Below are 22,618 nucleotides of genomic sequence, written 5' to 3'. Positions count from 1 at the left end.
CTCCTGTCATCCGCTCGACTTGCATGTGTTAGGCCTGCCGCCAGCGTTCAATCTGAGCCATGATCAAACTCTTCAGTTCAAACATCTTTGGGTTTTGAGAAAACCCTAAACTTGGCTCAGCAATCGTTGGTTACATCTTTGATTTCTCGCGGAGTAACTTGTGATGCTGATAATCTGTTGACTAGCAGYCTGACYCCACAAGCACCCACACGAATTGCTTGATTCAGTTGTTAAAGAGCGGTTGGTYAAGATCTTTCGTCTCAACCGAGGTGCGCATCTTACAGCGCATCTTTTCAAYTTGCAACCTTAAAAGYTTCTGATTTTTCAAYAAAATCAACTACTTAAGCCAAGAACAACATCAAGCTGCTCGTTAGCGGGAGGCGAATAGTACAGTATTAAAATACGTGGTCAACCCCCCCGCCTGAAAATACTTCTTCCTTACCAAGGCACCCGGGTTGCCACCATGAAAACCCCCAGCGCCTATATAAAGCATTGGGGCAGCAGAGAGCCCGGACCACGTCGTCACTGAAGCACCCCTTATTTCGTGGACGCCACCCATCGCCCACTCCCAGCGATGGCACGGTTCCAGGCCACCACATTCAATGACAGCGCCACACCCGTCCTGCTCAGCCCCCCCCCTCTGCCGACATCCTCGTCGGTATTTCGGACCGTGCGSCAGATTTCAAAAAGAAGTCGCAAACCCCGCGACTATTCAGGGTTTGCGACTCATAGTCGATACGTCCCTCAAGCTCCCGGGACGTTTTCTTCGGGTATGCCTGCCATGTTCATTGCCGAACGTGCGGGCTTAGTTCTGTACCTCAGCCACATCGACATCCGGGGCATCAGGGGCGTCGGCCATATCCTCTCTGGCCTCCCTCGCCTCTACTTTGGCAGCGTTCCTGGCCGCATCTGCGGCAGCCCTGGCAGCATCTCTGGCTGCATCTGCTTTTGCCTTGGCGGCGTCCCGGGCTGCATCTGCATCTGCTTTCGGTACGCCAGCGGCTCTGGCAGCGTCTCGGGCTGCATCAGCCTCAGCTCTCGCAGCGTCTCGGGCCGCATCCGCCTCGGCTCTGGCAGCATCCCTGGCTACATCTGCGTCGATCCTGGCAGCGCCCCTATCTTCTGCAGCTTCCCTGGCTGCATCTGCGGCGTCTTCTGCGGCTTCCCTGGCAGCGTCATTGGCGTCTTCTGCGGCTTCCCTGGCTGCTTCACCGGGTTCTTCTGCCGCTTCCCTGGCTGCGTCATTGGCGTCTTCTGCGGCTTCCCTGRCTGCATCTGCGGCGTTATCCGCATCGTCGTCATCGTCGTTGGCATGCGCTTTGCCAGGGCCTCTGTTCCCGACCATGCCACCATGGTCATCGTCGTTGTCACGCGCTTTGCCCGGGCCTCTATTCCCGGCCATTCCACCATGGTCATCGTCGTTGTCACGCGCATTGCCCGGGCCTCTATTCCCGGCCATTCCGCCATGATCAGCGTCGCCGCGGCCCGGGCCGCCATGGCCAGCAGCACCATGACCGCCGCCATCTCCATGGCCGCTACCACCGCTACCGCCTCCGCCGTCACCACCGTGGCCACCGCCTCCGGAGCCTCCACTGCCGGAACCACCGCCGCCACCGTGACCACCACCTCCGCCGGAGCCACCAGAGCCGCCGCCACCGCCACCGTTGCCGCCACCACCGTGACCACCGCCGCCTCCGCCGCTGCCTCCGCTGCCGCCACCACCGTGGCCGCCTCCACCTCCACCTCCACCGCTACCGCCATCTTTGGCATGCACGGTGGAGAAACTACTGATGTAATCAGGCACCAGGACAGTCGATGCCGACAGGACCCCGCCAATTGCCAGAGCCAACAAACACTTCTTGAGTACCATGATGCACCTCCGCTTGGAGTTGCGCCGTCATCTCCGTATCGAACGCAATGTCCAGTGAGTTCCCGGCCGCCCACTGGAGCGGCCAGCCAACCGGCACGGCCATAAATCTGCAGCAATCACGAGCAACTGCGGTATTCGCACGATCCCTCAGAGCCAGCCGGCATCGTTGCGTGGGAAATATTCCCACACCTATTAGATTAGTGCTGTCAGCCTGAGTGTCAACGACCGAACATCAGGACCTGAGCTTGGCTGGCCTGACTGGCTTTTCGACACGCACCGTCGCGCCTGGACCCAACCTGGGTCAAAGCGGTGAAACGCATCAGTGCAGGGAAACAGGCGGGTATCAGTAGGTGTGGCTGAACACCAGTCCAGCCTCGCCATCCGGGCTCGCGTCGGAAAACCCCTTGACGGCATACAACTGGAACTTCCAGTTCTGATTGAGCTTGTGCGTGAGGAACAGGGTGAGCTCCTTGATTTGGTCGCCCGTGGAAACGACCTTCTGCCGCCAGTCGTAGGACGCGCCCGCCGAGGTACGTGCGAACACGGGTATGGCGAAGCCCAGGCCGGCGAATATCGGGTCGTCGAAGTCGGAGCCCGACGGGTCGCCGAATTTTTTCCAGCCCAGAGTGGCGAACCCGGTCACAGGGCCGAAGGCCTTGGCGACGTCGACCTGGGCGGAATAGTCGGTTTTGCCTGTGCCCAGGCACTTGTCTTCGTCGGCTGTAGGCAACTTGACCTTGCCGATCAGGTCCACGAACAACCCGTCAACGCTGCCGTCAAGCACGGCATAGTCGGCACCGGCGACGGTATCGCCCAAACCGCTTACCACTTTGCCGCAGCCGCCGGGCAACGGCTCGCCGTCAGGGCCGACCGAAGGATTGGTGATGCGCAGCCAGGGCACAGTGAGCTTGTAGGTCATGGGACCGGTTTCGTATTTGCCCACCAGTGGGACGTACCAGGTTTCGGAAGTAGTACCGGTGCCATAGTCGCCCCGAGAGTAGTCGGTTCCGATTGAGGTCGTGAAGGTATCGGCCAAGGCTGGCAAGGCCAGGCTGGCGAGCAAACCAACAAGCAGGATGCGCTTGGGGTCCATGTTCACCTCGTGTGTTCCGTCATCGAAGTTCACACGCATGCTTTGTTGCGTGACTTACCTAGCCTAGTTACTTATGACGAAAGTGCATCATGACTGCACTGTTTAACCCGGCCTGCCAGAGTGATCGATTTTTTCAACCGGCTCAACCTTCTCGATTTTCTCGACCCTTTCGACTTTCTCTACCTTCTCGACTTTTTCTGGACGTTCAACTTTCTCGACTTTATCCGGACGCTCGACCTTTTCGACTTTATCCACTTTGTCGGGTCGCTCGACCTTCTCGACACGCTCTGACTTGCCGGACCTGTCCACGCTTTCCGTCCTGTCGCCGCTGCCACGACTGTCATTGCCCCCGTGGCGAGTATCGTCGATGACACTGCCTTCGCTCTCGGAGCCGCCACTCCTGTCACTGCCGGAGTTGCCGGAGTTGCCGGAGTTGCCGGAACTATCGGAGCCGCTCGAGTTGCTCGAGCCACTTGAGTCGTCCGTGCCTTGCTCGCGGGTTCGGAGTCGTCCGTGTTGGTTGCTGGCTGGCGAATCGGAGCGCTCGCGAGACAATTCGATACGCGTTGCCTGCACATCCCGCGCGCCGCTGAACACGCCGATGACCCGCACGCGTCGATCCAGCGCCAGTTCTGAAGGCTGCACACCAACAAACACGGTGTCGCGCGCCAGCGTCACATTAAAACCACCCACCACCAAATGGCGGTCCTGTCGGCCTTGTACCAGGCCCTCGATCACCGCATGGTGTACCCGGCCAATGAAGGGCAGGCTCGGGTCGGGACGGCTTTGGGTCACGTCCAGTTCGCGGCCGGACCACTGGCCGCGTACCAGCACTTCCTGCGCCGGGCTTGGGTTATTGCCGAGTTTGAGCCCGTGGAGATAGCCGCTGCGATCCACCGGTCCGATGGCACTGGCCTCCTTGAGGCCGGGTGCCCGGTCGATGCGGCTGGCCACCACTTCGCCACGAGCATCGCGCAGCCCGCTGACCCGTACCGGATCGCCCGGGCGCAGACCAGCAGCGACTTGAGCACCGCCGGCCAGGCGTACCGGCTGCCCCATGACACGCATGGGCATGGAATCTCTCGGCAGGGCCGTCAAAGGGCCTTCGTAGACGTGCAGGATAGAAATGCGCCCGGCCTCCAGACCTCGCTTGGAATTGAACGCTTCCACGGCAACCACTTGGCCGACTGCCAGCTGGGTACTGGTGGTGGCAATGCCGTTCTCGTTGACAGGAACGTTATTGCTGAAGTGCACTTCCACGCCATTGACGCAGATCGAGGCAAACCCGGTGATAGTGCCGACAATGCCGGTGCCACCGATCCCGCCGTTGTCGCTTTCACTGCCAATGCCCGTGCCACCCACGCCGCCTGCAACGGCACCGGTGCCGCCAATCCCGCCAGGGCGCTTTTTCAGCGGTGCGCCTGTACCACCCACCCCGCCGTTGTCGGTGCTGATGCCGGTACCGCCCATGCCACCAGGCGCCACACCCGTACCGCCGGTGCCACCCGGAGCCTGGATGACCGGAACTTCACTTGTGCCCGCGTCATTCTGGCTGACACAGGTCGGGGCGGCCTGCAACACAATCGGAAGCCCGAGGCCCAGAGCAAGGGCGATTGCACGAATCAGGCGCAAGTTGACGGTCATGGCTTAGGGGCCGTTGATGAATTGGGATCTGAAACTTCAGTGTAGAAGTACAGGCCGACCGTGATGCGCTGACGCGACTCAAGACTGGGCAGGTCGCGGAATTCCAGATCGGCGGCGAGTCGGTTGAAACTCAACAGGGCCTGCATCCCCTCGCTGGCAACGGCCTCGCGCAACGCCTCGACGCTCGCTGGGGTCAGCGCGTCATAGTGGACGCTGCGTTCAAAAAAGGCCGGACCTTCGCCGCTCAGGTTGTGTACCGCGGCGCTGGCATGATCGTGCAGGTTGTGCCCCAGGTAAGCGGTTTTCTCATCGAAGCCCTTTTGCGGCACGAAGGCCTGGGCTTCGAGGTGCACGAGATCTTGTTCGTCAAGGCGCACGACGCCCAGGCGCAGCCACTCGTCCAGCACCACTCGCGCCCGGATATCCGTGCTGACCTTCGCCACCAGGGCGTCAAAGGAGCGGTCGCCGCCGGCACTGGCCAATCGAGGCAATGGCAGTGGCTGGCCGGCGTCGTTGCAGAACGGCGCCCTGGCCCAGGCGTTGACCAGTTGCGCACCGAAAGTGATGTTTTCCGGAAGCGTGGAAGAAGCGGGGTCGCTGGTGTTGCGCAAGCGCCGTACATCCTTGCGGTGCACGCCGGTGAGCAGGCTGATGCGGCTGTCGGTCGGTGCCTTGTCGCCCAGACGGAACTCTCGGTCCGCCACCTCGACGAAAACCTCCTTGAGCAGGTCGGCAAACACCAGGTAGGTGACTCCTTTGCGCAGCATCAGGCGTACCAGCGGCCGCATGACATGTCGCAAGGCTTTGAGGAGCGAGGTGGGCAAGGTAGACGATTGCATTCAGCGCATTCCTGGTCAGTTAACCCCAGTATAGCTACGTGGGAAATAATCCCATGAAGACAGGCGCTTTTTTTTGCCGTGCCTCATACAAAACCGGTCTTCAGGGTCTTGTATGAGGTCATCAGGCCGCTTCAGATCCGGCTGTTGTCGTCGCCGGGTTCGCCACCATCATGATTGCCGCTGTCGTCACCCGGCTCGCCGCCGACATGGACGCCGCGGTCGTCTCCGGGCTCGCCGCCGACGTGGACGCCGTGGTCGTCTCCGGGCTCGCCGCCGACGTGGACGCCGTGGTCGTCACCCGGCTCACCGCCAACGTGGACGCCGTGGTCGTCACCCGGCTCACCGCCGACGTGGGCGCCGTGGTCGTCACCCGCTTCTGCATGGGTACCACCGCGACCGGAGTTCGAGCCTCCAGAACCGGCATGGCCTGAATTCCCGTTCCCATGATCGCTGCCGCTGTGACCACTGTTTCCGCCGCTCCCACTGTTACCGCCGTGGCCACCACTGCCACCGCTTCCACTGTTGCCGCCGTGGCCTCCACTGCCACCGCTCCCACTGTTGCCGCCATGTCCGCCGCCACTACCGCCGCCGCCACCGCTACCACCACCGCCGCCACCGCCACCGCCACCGCCACCACCATCCTTGGCATAGGCACTCGATTCATGGGAAACGGAGTCTGGAACCAAAACGACGGAAGCCGAGAGGACGCCACCGATTGCCAGCGCCAGTAGGCCTCTCTTGAAAAGCAGGTAAGTGTTCATCGTGCATTCTCCTGGTGATTTACCGCGAGCAGTGCCAACGCAATTCGCGCTGCGATCCGGGAGCGGCATGGGAGTAACCCGTAAACTTACAATCTCTCTTGAATTTTTCGCGTGGGATTTTTTCCCACGCAATCTAAGTTAGCCCTTTCTGGCTCCGGGTCAACCCGCGCAGGAGAAAGCCGACCGACGGCTTTGTGAAAGCGATCGAACTGTCGGGAAACCGCCTATGGGTCATGAAAAAAGGACGAGTGTTCGAGCGGCCTCTACCACGGGTAATCACCGAAAGGTGACAGCGGCTCAGGCGACACCGGATTCGCTGAAGCCCGCCACTTCAGGGAGCGGGCTTCCCTCGGTCAGTTGATAGCTACCCCGGTACCGAGGATTTTTGCGCACCGACACTGCCCGCCCTACCGGCGACTGCAAGTGCCACGCAACAAGCCAGTGACGAGAATGCCGCGAATACGCCCATCACATGCAGATAAGGCAACACGTGATTCCAGGCTCGAGCCACCCCCAGGAATGCGGCGAATAGCCAACCGCTCATGGAAAGCGCACCCAACAAGGCAAGCCGCGTGCGCCCTGCAGTGCGCAGTGCGACGAATGGAGCCTTTTGCAGAAGCGGGAAACCAACTCGATGCAACAATGCACCGTTCAGGCTAAGCAGCGCGACGACAGTCACCTTGGCCCAGAGTTTCTGATTGAGCAGATACGCGTCGCCTTCATTGAGGTAACCCTGGAGCACCAGCAACAATCCGCTTGCCCAAAGGCCCAGCAGTGCGAGGCTGACGATCTTCCGGGTTTCATCAAGGTACTCGAGCCGCGCCTGGTCCAGTATTTCCTTGCGCCAACTCCAAAGCTTGTGATCCGCCTGCAACACCCTCCCCAGGGCAATACACGTAGCGAGCAGATGACCGTATACGAGAAGCATTTTGAGCATTGCCTTGACCTTTTTATTGTTTGGGCGCTGCGTTCCCTGCTTCGCTGGATTGAAAACGAATGATACAAATTAGCAATTGCGCTTTCAAGATAAACGTCTACTAACATGTGCCGAAACAGACCTCCATACGACTTTCGTCGTATTTGGAGACGGTCGTTCCTGTGGCGGATGAATGCCGCATCCCCCTCATCGTCGGAATGCAGTAAACCGTTGTAGCGTTGAATCGCGGCCGCCCAACCCTTGGCGTGCAAAAAGCAAAATTGCCATGTGCTCCCTTCGTTCTTTCTTGCGTCGCACTGTTCTTTGCCCGTTCCTGTACGTCTGGAGTTTCCCCCCATGCCCTCGCCTGAATACTTGCCCGCCGCGCTGCTGGGCCTGGCCCTTGTTTGTCCGGCCATGGCCGAGGCCCAGAGCCTGGAGCTGGGACAAGTGCTGATCGGGGCTGAGGACCAGAGCGATGAAGACCAGGGGATCGAGGACGCCAGGGCGCGGCTGGCCCAGGTGCCCGGTGGCACCAATGTGGTCGACATGCGCCGCCCGTTGCAGGGCCGCGTGGCCAGCAATCAGGATGTGCTGGCTTACCAGCCGGGGATCTACGCCCAGTCGGCGGGCAACGAAGGGGTGAAGATCTCGATCCGTGGATCGGGTATCAACCGTGCACCGGGCGCCCATGCCTCGGGGCTGTACACCATGCTCGACAGTCTGCCGCTGACCGGCCCTGGCGGCACGCCCTATGAGCTGCTGGAGCCGCTCTGGCTCGACCATGTGGAAGTGCTGCGTGGCGCCAACGGTTTCGACCGCGGCGCCCTGGCCTTGGGCGGGGCCATCGATTACGTCAGCCATACCGGCTACGACGCGCCGAAGTTGCAGGTACGCTACGCGACGGGCAGCCACGGTTATCGTCAACGCCAGGTCAGCTCCGGCCAGGTGTTGGGTGCCTTCGATTACTACGTGGCCATGACCGACGCCAACGCCGACGGCTACCAGGACCATACGGCCAGTGAGAGCCAGGGTGTCATCGCCAACTTCGGTTATCGCTTCAACCCCAACCTGGAAACACGCTTCTACCTGCGCCACCGCCAGACCGACAACGACCTCGCGGGACGCGTGACCAAGCACTCCATCGAGCACGACCCACGGACGGCCAACCCGGCCTACGTGGCGCGGGACGACCGCCGCGACGAACCGGGCAGCACCTTTATCGGCAACAAGACCACCTGGTACATCGATGACGATTCGAGCATCCAGACCGGTCTTGTCTACCACGACTACCCAATGGATTTGCGTGAGGGTCCCAACCGCCTGAAGGTGGCGTACACGGACGTCAGCGGCACCTTCGACTACAAGCGTCGCGACTCGCTATGGGGCCTGCAAAGCCAAAGCACGCTGGGCCTGCGAGTGACCAGACACCTGCCCAACTCGGGTGCCAGCGAATTCGTGCGCATCCCCACCGGCAACACCGCCGGTTATGCACCGGGCACGCTGATTCGCAACTTCACCTACCAGGGTTCGGACAGCGTCCTGCATGTGGGCAATGACCTGGAAATCGCCGACGACCTGTGGCTGACCACCGGCCTCGCTGCCATCTACACCCGCCGTGAAAGCGATGTCACCTACCCGCAAAGTGGTGGCAAGACCAGCCTGCACGACTGGGACTATGCCCCGCGCGTGGGCCTGCGCTATCAACTGACACCTGACCTGCAACTGTTCGGCAATCTCAGTCGCTCGGTCGAGGCACCGCACCCGTGGTCGCTGATCTATAGCTCCAACATTCGGTTCCCGGCAGGCAGCGGCCCCGCCACAGGCGCCCAGCGTGATCCGGTCAAGCTGCAAAACCAGACCGCCACCACCCTGGAAATCGGCGGCCGCGGTGACAGCACGCTGGGGCAGTGGAGCCTGGCCTGGTACTACGCCCAAGTGCGCCACGAGTTGCTGTCGGTATTGCCGGATGCCAACGCCACCACCCCCTACGAACTCAACGCCAGCCCCACCGTGCACCAGGGCGTGGAAGCCAGCCTGCTGAGCCCTCTTTGGTCGCCGGACGATGGCGGACAATTGAGTCTGCGCCAGGGCTACACCTTCAGTGACTTCCACTACCGCGACGATGACCGCTTCGGCGACAACCGCCTGCCGGGCCTGCCGATGCACTATTACCAGGGCGAACTGCGTTACGACTGGCCACAAGGCTTTTTCGCCGCGGTCAACACACAATGGGTGTCCACGGTGGCGGTCGATTACGCCAACAGCTACTACGCCGATCCCTACGCAATCTTCGGCGCGACACTGGGCTACAACGCGCCCAAGGGCGACTGGCAGACCTGGCTGGACCTGCGCAACCTGACCGACAAGCACTATGCCGCCACGGTCACGCCGGGCTACGACGACAAAGGCCTGGACGCGGCACGCTCCACCCCCGGCGAGGGCATGGCGATGTACCTCGGGGTGTCGTGGAGCCTGCTCTGAGGACGCTTGCCTGTCTTCGCAAACACACGCAACCGAGCGCGACGACTAAGCTTTAGTAACGTCACTTCGTCCCTCAAGGAGCTATCCATGAGCGCCGCCGCCCTGTCCGAACTCGATGCCGCCCTGCCCGACCTGACCCGCAAGATCCGCGTGCTGGATGCCTTGTCCTGGCCCGATGGCGTCGAGGAAGACTTCCTGGCGAAATGGCGCAGCGGGCGTGCTCAGTTACCCGATGTCAAGCTGCAGCCCCGCGAGCACAGCGCCGACATCGCCGCTCTGGAAACCTTTATCAGCCGCTGCGATGTCGGGCATCCGGCCGGGAATTTCCTCGCCATGACCGCCCGTAGCTATGCCACGGCCGGACACATGCTGGGGGCAATTGGTACTCCTGCGTTTACGCACTATTCGTCTGCACTGTATCGGCGCCCGGATTTCTATTACAAACGCCTGCAACTGAGCATGCTCGACGCGGCCCGTTTCTTTCTCAAGACTACTGACGCCCTGCTGGGTAGCGCGCGGATTCCACCCTGCCCGGCCGAAATCCCGGCCAAGGCGTTCGCCGCCTGGATTCAACCGGAACTGGACCGTTTCTTCGGCGTCGGACAGATCACGGTCGTACTCGATCCGAACCTGGCCGCCAAGGCCATCGCCGGATCTAGCCGCATCCGCCTGCGGGCCAGTGCGCTGTTCTCGGAGCTGGACAAGAACCAACTGTTGCAACACGAGGCCTTCGTGCATGTCGCCACGGCACAAAACGGTGCGCGACAGCCCAACCTCACAAGCCTGGGCCTGGGCGCACCGCGCACGACCCAGACCCAGGAAGGCATTGCCACCCTGGCCGAACTGTTCACCGGCAGCATGGACATCAATCGTTTGCGTCGTCTGGCCCTGCGCGTGCTCGCCGTCCAGCAGGCGCTGGAGGGTGCCGACTTCATCCAGGTGTTCGAAGGCTTTCTGGCGGCCGGGCAGTCGCAGGAGGAATCCTTCCGCTCCACCCAACGGGTGTTCCGCGGCGCCGACCTGCGGGGCGGTTCGGCGTTCACCAAGGATGCCGCCTACCTGACCGGGCTACTCGGCGTCCACACCCTGCTGCGCATTGCAATCCGCGATAACCGGCCGGAACTGGTGGGGCATTTGTTTGCCGGGCGCCTCAGCCTGGCTGACACCGTGCGCCTGGCGCCACTGTTCGAGTCCGGTTGGCTCAAGGGACCGACCTACCTTCCGGCCTGGGCCTCTGATCTGCGATTGCTCGCGGCCAATCTGGCCTTCTCGGCGTTCATCGCCCAGATCAAGCTGGATGTGCTGGACCTGGAGGTGTTCATGGCATTCGCCGAAGAACACGAAAGCGATGCCAGCGCCCAGTGATCGATCAGGTTGACGCCGTTTTAAAGACAACCTGGGTCGTTCGAATGAGCTGCTACCATTAGAAAGCGGCATCGAAGCTGGGCTCTGTGGCTTGCAAAGTCAGCTTTCACCTCTGCGGCAGCGACTCATTCATTTCAAGCCTGCCTGACCACATAGGGGGTGCAATGCGCATTCCATTTTTTTACGCGTTGTCAGCCGTTCTGTTTTTGAGTGGATCTTCCTGCCTGACACAGGCTGCGGATGTGACCGCCGCCGCACCCGCAAACGCTGCCGATACAGCGCCCGCCACCGCGACTGCCACCGCGCCTGCCAAAGATCCCGTGTTTACCCAGGAACAGCTGGATCAAATGCTGGCGCCCATTGCGCTTTACCCGGACCCACTATTGGCACAGGTACTGATGGCCACTACCTACCCGGGGGAAGTCGGCGAGGCGGTCACCTGGTCCAAAGCGCACCCGGACGCCAAGGGCGATGATGCAGTCAAACAGGTAGCGAACCAGCCCTGGGATCCGAGCGTGCAGGCGCTGGTCGCCTTCCCGCAGGTTCTGGCAACGCTGGGGCAGGATCCCGTCTGGGTCCAACGCCTGGGTGATGCCTTCCTGGCGCAGCCCGACGATGTCATGAACGGCGTACAACGCTTGCGTCATCAGGCCCAGGCCGCTGGTAACCTGCAGAGCAACCAATATCAGAACGTGACGATCCAGAATGTCGCGGCACCGGCGACCACGACTGCGGCACCGGCTCCAGCCCCTGAATCGGCCCCGGCCAGCAACTCCACCATCATCATCCAGCCTGCCGATCCGCAGGTGGTGTACGTCCCCACCTATAACCCGACCACCACCTACGGCACCTGGGCCTACCCGGCGTCGCCGCCCGTGTACTATCCACCGCCACCGGCCTATTACCCTGGTCAGGCCCTGATGGCCGGACTGGCGTTTGGCGCTGGTGTGGCGATCGTTGGATCGTTGTGGGGTGAATGTGATTGGGGCAATAACGACATTGATATCGACGTCAATCGCTACAACAACATCAATACCAACAACCGCATCACTAACAACCAGAACAAATGGCAGCACAACCCGGTGCACCGCAATGGCGTGCCCTATCGAGACAGCGCGAGCCGCGCACAGTACGGCCGCCAATTGAACGGCGCCAATCAGCGTGAAGCCTATCGCGGGGACAATGCCCAGCGCACCCAGGCACGTGAAAATGCCCGCACCTCAATGGACAGGCACGGTATCGAACGACCTGCCACCAGCAACCGCGAAGCCCGTGATCAAACACGCAAACTCCAGTCCGCAACCGCGGGGGACAATCGGTTGCAGGCCGGTGCAGACAGGCCAAAGGCGGCTGACAGAGGTCAGGGCACGGCCAGAAACACCCGGGAGAATCAGCAGCCCAGGAACCAGAGCGCTCAGCTCAATCAGCGCAGAGAGGGCCAGGCGCAGACGCGTCAGACGGCGAATCAACGACCGGCCGCCAGTGCCGGCAGTGCCCGCAACAATGCGTTCGCCGGCGCACGCTCACCGTCCCAGGCCAACGTCCAGGCCAATCGTGGCCGGGCCAGCCAGGCATCCGCCCAACGCCCCAGTGCCGCGCGATCGGCCGGTCACCAGGTCAGCCGGCCGTCCAGTCCACCAGCGCGTCAAAGGGGGGGCCGTCGTTGAAAAACCATCCTCGATTGAAGGGACTCACGGGCTTGCTCCCTCATGTCCTTGCGATAGCTGCCGGCTTGTTGTGGTCGTGCGTGGCGACGGCACAGCAGGCCTTTCCAACGCCAGAAAAGGCCGCTGAAGCCTTTGTCCAGGCACTGGGCACGGAACACGCCGACCAGGCACGCCTGACCGAGCTGCTTGGCAGTGACTGGCACAATTACATCCCCCGCGAAGGTGTACAGCGCAAAGATGTGGATGCGTTCTTGCAGCAATACCGCGAGCAACACCACTTTGAAAACACCAGTTACCGCCAGGTTGTCCTGGCGGTCGGCAGCAAGAACTGGACACTGCCCATCCCCATGACAAAAGACGCTAACGGTTGGCGCTTCGACCTGAAGGCCGGCAGTGCCGAGATCCGTGCCCGTCAAATCGGCCGCAACGAACTGGCCGCGGTGCAATCGGTGCTGGCCTATCACGATGCCCAGATGGACTACGCGTCAGTCGATCGAGACGGAGACGGCGCACTCGAATATGCGCAGAAAATCTTCAGCACCCCCGGCAAGCACGATGGACTCTACTGGGCGGAAGACGACAGCGGCCAGATCAGCCCGCTGGGACCTTCGTTCGGCAAAGCCATTGCCGACGAAGAGTGGCATGGTTACCGCTTCCGTATCCTCGATGGCCAGGGTCCTTCGGCACCGGGTGGCGCCTACAGCTACCTCATCGGTGACAAGATGAGCCGGGGCTTTGCCCTGATCGCCTGGCCGGCGAAATACGATGACACCGGGGTGATGAGTTTCATGATCAGTCATGAAGGACAGGTGTTCGAGAAAGACCTGGGGCCCGGTGGTGAAAAACTGGCGCAATCGATGAAGCGCTTCGATCCGGATGACAGCTGGAAAGAGGTGGCTGAAGATCAAGCGCCGCAGGAGTGACCGGGGGCGTCACCGACCTGCTGCCGACGCTCTGAATCGCTGGGGGATCTTATCTGGACCAACAGGACGAATCGGTCTTCGTTCCCCGAATTTTCGTTACAGGAGGGTTGTTCCAGCTGGAATCCACAACGATCAAGGACTTTTCTTGAGCCCACATTTTCCTTGTAGGCAAAGGCAACCAGTTGCGTAAGCCCCCAGCGCATCCGTGCCTCCTGGACCAGATGCCTCAGCGCCAGCGTGGCCAGCCCCTGCCCGCACGCGCTCTGAGCAATCCGATAGCCGACTTGCGCAGAACGGGTCGATGAGTCGATGCTTTTCAGATTGGCTCGACCGACGATTCTCTGATTGGAATCCTCTATGACAAACGGGTGCCAGGCGCCAATGGCAAAATCGGACAAATAGCTTTCTATGTGATCGGCGACACCCTGCAACGAGTAAAAAGCAGGGTCGCGCGCATCAATATGGGATTCGAACCATTCACGGTTATGGACTTCGAATGCCAGCAACGCTTGAGCGTCAGTCTTTTTCAGCTCGCGAACGCTAAACGATTCCATTCATCACCTCTCCTGAGTCTTGTGCCGAAAGGGCCCAAGTTTATCTCATACCTGAATAACCTTGCCGGGCCGAGCAATCCCCCCTCTCGAATCCGAGCGACTTGCTCATCACTCGTGAAGGCGACACGATTTCGAAAAAAAGTCGCAAGCCCCGCTACGCTTCAGGGCTTGCGACTCTTTGCTATACGTCCCTCAAGCTCCCGGGACGTTTTCTACGGTATGCCTGCCATGTTCATTGCCGAACGTGCAGGTTTAGTTCGATACCTCATCCGGGGCATCCAGGGCGTCAGCCACAGCCTCTCTGGCTTCCCTCGCCTTGGCTTGGGCAGCCTCTCTGACTGCGCTCACCTCGGCTTTGGCAGCGTTCCTGGCTGCAGCTACGTCGGCCTTGACGGCGTCCCTGGCTGCAGCTACGTCGGCTTTGGCGGCGTYCCGGGCTGCAGCTACGTCGGCTTTGGCGGCGTCCCGGGCTGCATCTGCGCCCGCTACGCCAGCAGCTTTTGCAGCGTCCCGTGCTGCATCCGCATCAGCCTTGGCAGCGTCCCTGGCTGCATCTGCGGCATCGTTGTCATTGGCATCGTCGTTGTCACGCGCATTGCCGGGACCTCTGTTCCCGGCCACGCCACCATGGTCATCGTCGTTGTCATGCGCAATGCCGGGACCTCTATTCCCGGCCACTGCGCCATGGTCAGCGTCGTTGTCACGCGCATTGCCGGGACCTCTGTTCCCGGCCATGCCACCATGGTCATCGTCGTTGTCATGCGCAATGCCGGGGCCTCTATTCCCGGCCACTGCGCCATGGTCAGCGTCACCGCGCCCCGGGCCGCCATTGCCCGCAGCGCCAGCACCTGCACCGCCATTGCCTGCAGCGCCATGACCTGCACCGCCATTGCCTGCAGCACCAGCACCTGCACCGCCATTGCCTGCAGCACCAGCACCTGCACCGCCATTGCCTGCAGCGCCATGACCGCCGCCATCTCCATGGCCGCTACCAGCGTTACCGCCTCCGCCGTCACCACCGTGACCGCCGTGACCACCACCGCCTCCGCTACCACCATCTTTGGCATACGCGCTGGAGAAACTTGCGATGTAATCGGGTACCAGGACAGTCGATGCCGACAGGACCCCGCCGATTGCCAGAGCCAACAAAGTTTTCTTGAGCAGCATGATGTACCTCCGCTTGGCGTTGCGTCGTCACCTCCGTATCGAACGCAATGTCCAGTTGAGTTCCCGGCCGCCCACTGGAGCGGCCGGGCAACCGGCACGGTCATAAATGTGCAGCAACCACGAGCAACTGTGGCATCCGCACGATCCTTGAGAGCCGGTTGGCATCATTGTGTGGGAAGCATTCCCACAGTTTTTTTCGATAAGTGCATTCAGCCCGAGTTCAACAAAAGAGCATCAGGACCGACGAACGGATTGCACAGAAACTTCAACCTGACCCAAATGGTAAAAACCGGCACGACGATGGGTACCGGTCACCTGCAACATCAGCCCTTCATTTTTTTATGGAAACAATCGTGGCTCTACCGCCCTCCAGCCGAAAGGAAAACGATACAGGGTCTCCAACCTCCAGCCCTTTCAGTTGATCTTCCGTCACTGAAAAGGCCATGGTCATTGGCGGCCACTGCACTGCTGGAACGGCGCCATGAGCGAGGGTCACCGTATGCTTCGCGGGATCGATCGCCTTGATCGTACCCTCGGCGCTGGCGACAGGAGCCGGCTTCGACTCCTGCTTCATTTCCATGTCGCCCATACCTTCCATTTTCATTCCTGGCATGTCCTGCGCGTAAGTAGAAAGCGACAACACAACGGCGGTGCTTGCGACTGCAACAAGGGTCAGTTTCATACGATTTTTCCTTTAAGGGTTTGAGGTTCGATAGTGAGCTGCCGACGACGCATCAAGCGATAGGCTGCCGGAATGACAAACAGGGACAGTAAAGGTGCCGTGACCATACCGCCGACCATGGGCGCGGCGATGCGGCTCATCACTTCGCTGCCCGTACCGCTGCCCAACAGGATGGGTAACAGGCCTGCAATGATGACGGCCACGGTCATGGCCTTGGGGCGAACCCGCTGCACGGCACCTTCACGAATCGCCGCCACCAGTCCGCGCTCAGAGCTGTCGCCGAGGTCTTCACGTTCGGCCCAGGCATTCTTCAGATAGAGCAGCATGATGACGCCGAACTCGGCAGAAACACCGGCCAAAGCGATAAAGCCGACTCCGGTGGCGACCGACAGATTGAAGCCCAACAGATAGAGGAACCATGCCCCGCCAGTCAGTGCGAATGGCAGAGTGGCCATGATCAGCAAAGCCTCGTCGAATCGGGCGAACGTCAGGTAGAGCAGCACGAAAATGATCAACAGCGTGGCCGGCACCACCAGTTTGAGGCGTGCGTTGGCCCTTTCGAGAAACTCGAACTGCCCGGAGTAGCTCAGGCTCATGCCCGGTTGCAACTTGACCTGTTCATCGACGACCCGACGCAGATCGGCAACCACCGAGGCAATGTCCCGACCGCGGACATCGATGTATACCCAGCCTGAAGGTCGTGCGTTTTCGCTCTTGAGCATCGGCGGACCGTCACTGACCTTGACCTTCGCCACCGTGCCCAGGGTGATCTGACTACCCAGCGGGGTGTAGATCGGCAGTTGCTCCAGGGCGCCGAGCGAGTCGCGCCACTCTCGTGGGTAACGTACGTTGATCGGGAAACGTGCAAGCCCTTCAATGGTCTCGCCGACATTTTCACCACCGATGGCGCCAGCGACGATGGACTGCACATCGGCGATGTTCAGCCCATAACGGGCGGCGGCCTTGCGGTCGATATCCACGTCGATATAGCGGCCGCCGGTCAGTCGCTCGGCCAGCGCCGAACTGACACCGGGCACGTCCTTGGCCACTCGCTCGATCGCCTGTGTCGCGGCATCGATCTGCGTCAGGTTGGTGCCGGCGACTTTCACGCCGATGGGACTCTTGATCCCCGTGGCAAGCATATCGATGCGGTTACGAATCGGCGGTATCCAGATGTTGGTCAGACCGGGCACACGCACCACACGGTCCAGTTCCTCCACCAGTTTTTCCTGGGTCATGCCTGGACGCCATTGCTCATGCGGTCTGAACTGGATCGTGGTTTCGAACATTTCCAGAGGCGCCGGATCTGTCGCGGTTTCAGCGCGACCGGCCTTACCGAAAACGTGCTCGACTTCTGGCACGGTCTTGATCAGGCGGTCAGTCTGTTGCAGCAGTTGCGCCGCTTTTTGTGCCGACAATCCCGGCAGTGCAGAAGGCATGTAGAGCAGGTCGCCCTCATCCAGCGGGGGTAGAAATTCGCCACCCAGGCGAGACATTGGCCATAGCGCACTGACAAAAACCAATAGCGCCACCAGCAGAGTGATCTTTGGTCGACGCAAGACCGCGTCCAGAGCCGGCTGATAGATCCGAATCAACCACCGGTTCAACGGGTTCTGTTGCTCACCGGGAATTCGCCCCCGAATCCAGTAGCCCATCAGCACTGGCACCAGGGTCACCGACAATCCCGCCGCTGCGGCCATGGCGTAGGTCTTGGTGAAAGCCAATGGGCCGAAAAGGCGTCCCTCCTGAGCTTCCAGGGTGAACACTGGAATGAACGACAGGGTGATGATCAACAGACAGAAGAACAGCGCTGGTCCCACTTCCGCCGCAGCTTCAGTCATCACATGCCAATGATGTTCACCCTTCAGCTCTTCGCCGGGATGGGCCGCATGCCAGGCCTCGATCTTCTTGTGGGCGTTCTCGATCATCACCACCGCGGCGTCGACCATGGCGCCGATGGCAATGGCAATCCCGCCCAGGGACATGATGTTGGCGTTGATGCCTTGGTAACGCATGACGATGAAGGCAATCAACACACCAACAGGCAGCGAGATGATCGCCACCAGCGATGAGCGCAGGTGCCAGAGGAAGATCCCGCAGACTAACGCAACGACGATGAACTCCTCGATGAGCTTGTGGCTGAGGTTTTCCACCGCACGGTCGATCAGCTTGCTGCGATCGTAAGTGGTGACGATTTCCACGCCGGCCGGCAGACTGCTTTTCAGTTCGTCGAGTTTGGCCTTGACCGCAGCAATGGTCTGGCGAGCGTTCTTGCCGCTACGCAAAATCACTACGCCGCCGACCGCCTCCCCTTCGCCGTCGAGTTCGCTGATGCCACGCCGCATTTCCGGTCCCGACTGAAGGGTGGCGACATCGCCAAGGGTCACTGGAACACCGCCCGCACCGAGCTTGAGCGGGATCGCCCGAAAGTCATTGAGCGTTTTCAGGTAGCCAGAAGCCCGCACGATGAACTCGGTCTCTGCCATTTCCAGCACGGCACCACCGGTTTCCTGGTTGGCTTTGCCGATCGCCTCGGATACCTCGGCCTGAGTGATGCCGAGGCTGGCCAGTTTGAGCGGATCAAGCTGCACCTGGTACTGCTTGACCATCCCCCCCACGGTGGCCACCTCCGCTACATTGGGCAGAGTCTTGAGTTCGAACTTGAGGAACCAGTCCTGAAGTGCGCGTAGCTGTGCCAGATCGTGTCCGCCACTGCGATCCACCAGTGCGTACTGGTAGATCCAGCCCACTCCCGTCGCATCCGGCCCCAACGCCGGCCTGGCACTGGCCGGCAACCGACTTTGAATTTGGCTCAGGTACTCCAACACCCGCGAGCGAGCCCAATACAAGTCAGTGCCGTCTTCAAACAGCACGTAAACAAAGCTGTCGCCAAAGAACGAGTAACCACGCACGGTCCTGGCGCCCGGCACCGAGAGCATCGTGGTGGCCAACGGATAGGTCACCTGATTCTCGACAATCTGCGGCGCTTGTCCCGCAAAGGGGGTACGGATGATGACTTGAACATCGGAGAGATCCGGCAATGCATCGATGGGCGTGCTCTGCACCGACCAGATGCCCCAAGCCGTGACAAACAGCGTCGCCAGCAGTACCAGGAAACGATTGGCCACTGACCAACGAATAAGGGCGGCGATCATGGTTGAACTCCCGATTTATCCAGGCGCTCGACCCGCAAGCCATCGTCAGTCTGGCTCACAGCGATCCGTACCTTGTCACCCGCTTTAAGGCCCTGCATCAGCGCCGGATTGGCGAGTGGGAACGTCATCGTCATGCCAGGCATGCCCAGTGTCTTGAAAGGACCATGGGCGAGCGTGACTTCTTTATCGTTGATCTCAACGATCTGCCCATCCGCCTCATGCAAACTGGCGGCTGCTCCACTGGGTGGCGACTCTTGCTCCGAATTAGCAACAATGCCCTTGAGACTGGCTTCCGAATCGAGGAGGAACTGGCCAGACGTAACCACCTTCTGGCCTTCTTCCAGGCCTTTCAAGATCGCCGTCTTGCCATCGCTTTCCTGCCCGAGTTGCACCTCCACTGGGCGGTAGCGGCCCGCATCTTCGGCGAGCATCACCAGGGCACGTCGGCCAGTGCGAATCACCGCTTCGCTCGGCACCCACAATACACTTTGCTCAGTTGTACGATTCAGGCGGACCTGCGCTGTCAAACCTGGTCTCAGGCGCCCATCTGGATTGGGCAGTTCCACCCGCACACGAAGCGTGCGGCTGTCCGGATTGGTCTCGGGCAAAATCGCGCTGACCTTGCCACTGAGCGTTGCCCCTGGAAAAGCTGGCAAGCGCGCCTCGACTGCCTGACCCACGGTGATAGCTCCGGCATCCGATTCCGGAACGGCCACGGCCAGCCAGACACTGCTCAAGCCATTGACGCGTGCCAGAGTGTCGCCAGCCGCCACGGTCATACCCGCACGTACGTTCAACTCTTGCAGCACGCCGCTGATGGGGCTGGTGAGGGTCAGGTTCGGCTGGACTTTGCCACTGCGCTCTACCTGGGTGATCAGCGCAGCCGGCATCCCTGTGAGCCTTAGTCGCTGGCGGGCCGCAGCCAGCAGGTCGGCATCACCGTTGCGCTTGAGGGCAAGGAACTCTGTCTGAGCGGCCGCCCACTCCGGCACCAGGATATCCGCCAATGCCGCGTTGGCATTGAGCACATCACCGGGTGCATGGGCATAGACCCGCTCCACAAAGCCCGGGGTGCGTGCCTGGATTACCGCGACATCCCGTTCGTTGAACGCCAGGACACCTGTCACGTCGAGACTGGACTCAAAATTTCCACGAGTGACAGTCGCAAAACGCAGACCGAGATTCTGAGTCAGGCCTGGATCGATACTGACCGTCGCACGGTCACTACCTCCATTGGCGTACTGGGGGACCAGTTGCATGTCCATGAAGGGGGACTTGCCCGGCTTATCGAATTTTTGCTGCGGGTACATGGGGTCATACCAATACAGTGCCTTGCGTTCGTCCGGCGAATTGAGTTTCTGCTCCTGGGCCGCAACAGGTACCGCGCTCATGCGCTGGTGAGCGAACCAGTAGCCACCGGCAACACCCAATGCCAGCGAAATGCCAACCAGCCATGCCCCGTTCCATTTTGTAAGGTTCATTGGCTGGACTCCCCATAAGCAAAATACAGACGCGCACTGGTCAGCGCTCGCTGCTCCTCCACGTCGATCTGTTTGAGTCGGGCTTCGATGAGTTCACGTCGGGCGGCCACAACGGCGTTTAAATCGCCTTTGCCGGCACGGTAGCTGGCCATGCTGAGTTCGACCTTTTCCCTGGCCAGCGGCAGCAGGCTTTCCTGGTTGCGGCTTACCGCACGATTCAGGCGTGCATAGTCAGCCAGTTCGTTTTCCAGTTGCTGAGTGTGCTCGCGTGACAGGGCTTCGCGCTCAGCCTCAAGCTGGCTGAGTTCAGCCTGTTTGGCTGCGATTTTGGGGTTTTGCCGGGAGTCAGGAAACAGCGGCAAGTCCCAGGACAATTGCACGCTGACCATGTCGCCGAACTGGCGATCGCGATGTTGATAGTCAAGCTCCCAACTCCAGTCTGACTTTTTCTCAGACTCGGCTTCACGGACCTTGGCTTGCGCTTCGCGGGTCATCGGCGCAAACGCTGTCAACTCGGGGTGGTGTTGCAGTTTATGGGCGTAGCTTGAGGAATCGATAGGCCACTGCGGCAAGCTGCCCACAGGCTTGTCGTTGGCGGCGGAGCCAATCCAGCGTTTGAGGGCCGCTCGGGCCTGCGCTCTCTGGAGAATCAGATCGTCCTGTTGCTCCGCCAGTTGGGCCGCTTCTTGCTTGGGCGTCACCRCATCGGCGGGTTGAGCGCGGCCACCTGCAATCCGGGCCCGGACGGTATCGGCCAGCAGGCGGTTTTCTTTGTAGAAGTCCTGGAACAGCGCATCTTTGCGCTCGACCGAGTAGCTGCTGATCCAGGCCAATGCCGTGGATTGGCGTACGTTCAGTCGTGCAACCCGACGCTCGGCGGCAGCGCGATCAACGCCGGCGTTGGCGACCTCGATGCGAGCTTTGCGTTTGTCACCGTTGGGCATCTCTTGCCTGACCCCGACCATTTGCATGGTCATGAAGTCGTCGTTGATGCTCCAGCGATCCGGGCCGCCGATGGGGTAGTTCTGCACACCTGCCAGCAACTTGGGGTCAGGTAATTCACCCGCGGGTATAGCCGCACTGCTGGCAGCTTGAATCTTTGCATCTTGTGCAGCCAGCGACGGCGCATTGTTTTCGGCCAGCCGCAGCGCTTCATCGAGTGTCAATGCGCCAGCGAAGCTCGGCAATGCCAGTACGCTAACCGCCAGACCGGCCACGAGGGACCAACCTGTGCAATAGCACTTGGAGTTCATGTCTACGATTCCTGTGATCATCCACTGCAAGCGTCAAAAGAAATGCGCGCAGCTATGCCATCCCGCTAAAACGGAATGAGGCTCAATGTGGGACAGGAATCAAACGCGAGGCGGTCGCCATACCCCGGAAGGGGTCGGTACAGGCATGGAATCGCTGGAAGAGGAAAGCACTACAGGGCTGAACAACGTGACAGGAGGCTTGTCGATCGAGACTTGCAGCATACCGCCAGTCTTGCACTCCTGGCCCGGCTTGCAGGGTTTGCCGTGCTCGGTCGGGCTTTTCATATCGTTGCAGCAGTCCATCCCCATATCGTCCATCATCGCCATGCCCATCGTCTTCATCGGGCAAGGTTCTGTCGGTGCCTGAACGCCCGCCATCCCGCTGAGGGGAAGCGCCAGGCTAATCACGAAAATGAAGCAAAACCGCAGGTAGCGTTTCATGGGGTTGGAGTGTAGCCGTCAGAAATAGTACTAACAATCAATTGAACGCACGCGCTCGGTTGCCTTGCGCAAGGCGTTGATATCAGCGAATCCGGATTAAGCCAGCATTACTGACACAAAATGCAAGGTGATCCTGTTCGCAGGCAATGCTAACGCTGCTGCCCCCCGATAACTAATGGACAATTGAGTGAAAAGAGAAAGGGAGGGCATCCATGCCCTCCCCTCCGCGGTCCACGCTCCCTGCGACAGTACTGACCAGGACCTCAAGTGGCCAGAATGAAGTCCGTCTGATCAACGGCCGCGCTGCTGACACCCACAAGGCG

The 22,618-nt window shown here is 60.7% G+C and carries 17 protein-coding genes and 1 rRNA gene; 4 read left to right on the top strand and 14 right to left on the bottom strand.

Annotated elements, in window-relative coordinates:
* The 7 genes from AC1DRN_RS27970 to AC1DRN_RS27940 all read right to left on the bottom strand — a co-directional run.
* Positions 1-79, bottom strand: a 16S ribosomal RNA gene (locus AC1DRN_RS27970); the annotation flags it as partial.
* A gap of 1,007 nt (positions 80-1,086) precedes the next feature.
* Positions 1,087-1,770 carry a hypothetical protein gene (locus AC1DRN_RS27965; RefSeq protein ID WP_477786863.1) on the bottom strand — a complete coding sequence of 228 codons (684 nt, stop codon included), beginning with the start codon at positions 1,768-1,770 and terminating at the stop codon, positions 1,087-1,089.
* 443 nt (positions 1,771-2,213) lie between these two features.
* The gene (locus tag AC1DRN_RS27960) at positions 2,214-2,963 is read right to left on the bottom strand and encodes a hypothetical protein (RefSeq protein ID WP_223464007.1); all 750 of its coding nucleotides are present in this window, start codon (positions 2,961-2,963) and stop codon (positions 2,214-2,216) included.
* A 102-nt stretch (positions 2,964-3,065) separates the two neighbouring features.
* Positions 3,066-4,607 carry a DUF5666 domain-containing protein gene (locus AC1DRN_RS27955; RefSeq protein WP_223464008.1) on the bottom strand — a complete coding sequence of 514 codons (1,542 nt, stop codon included), beginning with the start codon at positions 4,605-4,607 and terminating at the stop codon, positions 3,066-3,068.
* Positions 4,604-5,446, bottom strand: a complete 843-nt coding sequence (locus tag AC1DRN_RS27950; RefSeq protein WP_223464009.1) for a DUF6502 family protein — start codon at positions 5,444-5,446, stop codon at positions 4,604-4,606. The genes AC1DRN_RS27955 and AC1DRN_RS27950 overlap by 4 nt, the downstream gene beginning before the upstream one ends.
* Positions 5,447-5,577: 131 nt before the next feature.
* Positions 5,578-6,207: a hypothetical protein gene (locus tag AC1DRN_RS27945; protein WP_457266340.1), complete on the bottom strand. Its 630-nt coding sequence runs from the start codon at positions 6,205-6,207 to the stop codon at positions 5,578-5,580.
* Between the two features lie 364 nt (positions 6,208-6,571).
* Entirely contained in the window at positions 6,572-7,144 is a 573-nt protein-coding gene (locus tag AC1DRN_RS27940) for a hypothetical protein (protein WP_223462564.1), read from the bottom strand.
* A 336-nt stretch (positions 7,145-7,480) separates the two neighbouring features.
* On the opposite strand from AC1DRN_RS27940, the gene AC1DRN_RS27935 reads away from it, so the two are divergent.
* From AC1DRN_RS27935 to AC1DRN_RS27920, 4 genes are all read left to right on the top strand, one after another.
* Positions 7,481-9,607 (top strand): TonB-dependent receptor family protein, encoded by a 2,127-nt coding sequence (locus AC1DRN_RS27935; RefSeq protein WP_223462565.1) that lies wholly within the window; start codon positions 7,481-7,483, stop codon positions 9,605-9,607.
* A gap of 87 nt (positions 9,608-9,694) precedes the next feature.
* On the top strand, positions 9,695-10,972 hold the full coding sequence (locus AC1DRN_RS27930; protein WP_223462566.1) for a flavohemoglobin expression-modulating QEGLA motif protein: 1,278 nt from the start codon (positions 9,695-9,697) through the stop codon (positions 10,970-10,972).
* Between the two features lie 164 nt (positions 10,973-11,136).
* The gene (locus AC1DRN_RS27925) at positions 11,137-12,639 is read left to right on the top strand and encodes a DUF3300 domain-containing protein (protein ID WP_223462567.1); all 1,503 of its coding nucleotides are present in this window, start codon (positions 11,137-11,139) and stop codon (positions 12,637-12,639) included.
* Between the two features lie 80 nt (positions 12,640-12,719).
* Positions 12,720-13,562 (top strand): DUF2950 domain-containing protein, encoded by an 843-nt coding sequence (locus tag AC1DRN_RS27920; protein ID WP_223462568.1) that lies wholly within the window; start codon positions 12,720-12,722, stop codon positions 13,560-13,562.
* On the opposite strand, the gene AC1DRN_RS27915 is transcribed toward AC1DRN_RS27920, so the two are convergent.
* The 7 genes from AC1DRN_RS27915 to AC1DRN_RS27885 form a co-directional block, all read right to left on the bottom strand.
* Complete coding sequence (locus AC1DRN_RS27915; RefSeq protein WP_223462569.1) at positions 13,544-14,116, bottom strand: GNAT family N-acetyltransferase; 573 nt, start codon at positions 14,114-14,116, stop codon at positions 13,544-13,546. The genes AC1DRN_RS27920 and AC1DRN_RS27915 overlap by 19 nt on opposite strands.
* A 485-nt stretch (positions 14,117-14,601) precedes the next feature.
* On the bottom strand, positions 14,602-15,183 hold the full coding sequence (locus AC1DRN_RS27910) for a hypothetical protein (protein ID WP_223462620.1): 582 nt from the start codon (positions 15,181-15,183) through the stop codon (positions 14,602-14,604).
* Between the two features lie 431 nt (positions 15,184-15,614).
* Positions 15,615-15,965: a copper-binding protein gene (locus AC1DRN_RS27905; protein WP_223462570.1), complete on the bottom strand. Its 351-nt coding sequence runs from the start codon at positions 15,963-15,965 to the stop codon at positions 15,615-15,617.
* Complete coding sequence (locus AC1DRN_RS27900; protein ID WP_223462571.1) at positions 15,962-19,120, bottom strand: efflux RND transporter permease subunit; 3,159 nt, start codon at positions 19,118-19,120, stop codon at positions 15,962-15,964. Before AC1DRN_RS27900 ends, AC1DRN_RS27905 begins: the two co-directional genes overlap by 4 nt.
* The gene (locus AC1DRN_RS27895; protein WP_223462572.1) at positions 19,117-20,601 is read right to left on the bottom strand and encodes an efflux RND transporter periplasmic adaptor subunit; all 1,485 of its coding nucleotides are present in this window, start codon (positions 20,599-20,601) and stop codon (positions 19,117-19,119) included. Before AC1DRN_RS27895 ends, AC1DRN_RS27900 begins: the two co-directional genes overlap by 4 nt.
* Entirely contained in the window at positions 20,598-21,854 is a 1,257-nt protein-coding gene (locus tag AC1DRN_RS27890; protein WP_477786862.1) for a TolC family protein, read from the bottom strand. Before AC1DRN_RS27890 ends, AC1DRN_RS27895 begins: the two co-directional genes overlap by 4 nt.
* 99 nt (positions 21,855-21,953) lie before the next feature.
* The gene (locus AC1DRN_RS27885) at positions 21,954-22,295 is read right to left on the bottom strand and encodes a hypothetical protein (RefSeq protein ID WP_223462574.1); all 342 of its coding nucleotides are present in this window, start codon (positions 22,293-22,295) and stop codon (positions 21,954-21,956) included.
* Between the last annotated feature and the right edge of the window lie 323 nt (positions 22,296-22,618).

Source organism: Pseudomonas sp. P5_B3 (assembly GCF_056400405.1).
The sequence above is the reverse complement of the archived record's forward strand: the minus strand, read 5'-3'. Positions and strand labels throughout refer to the sequence as shown.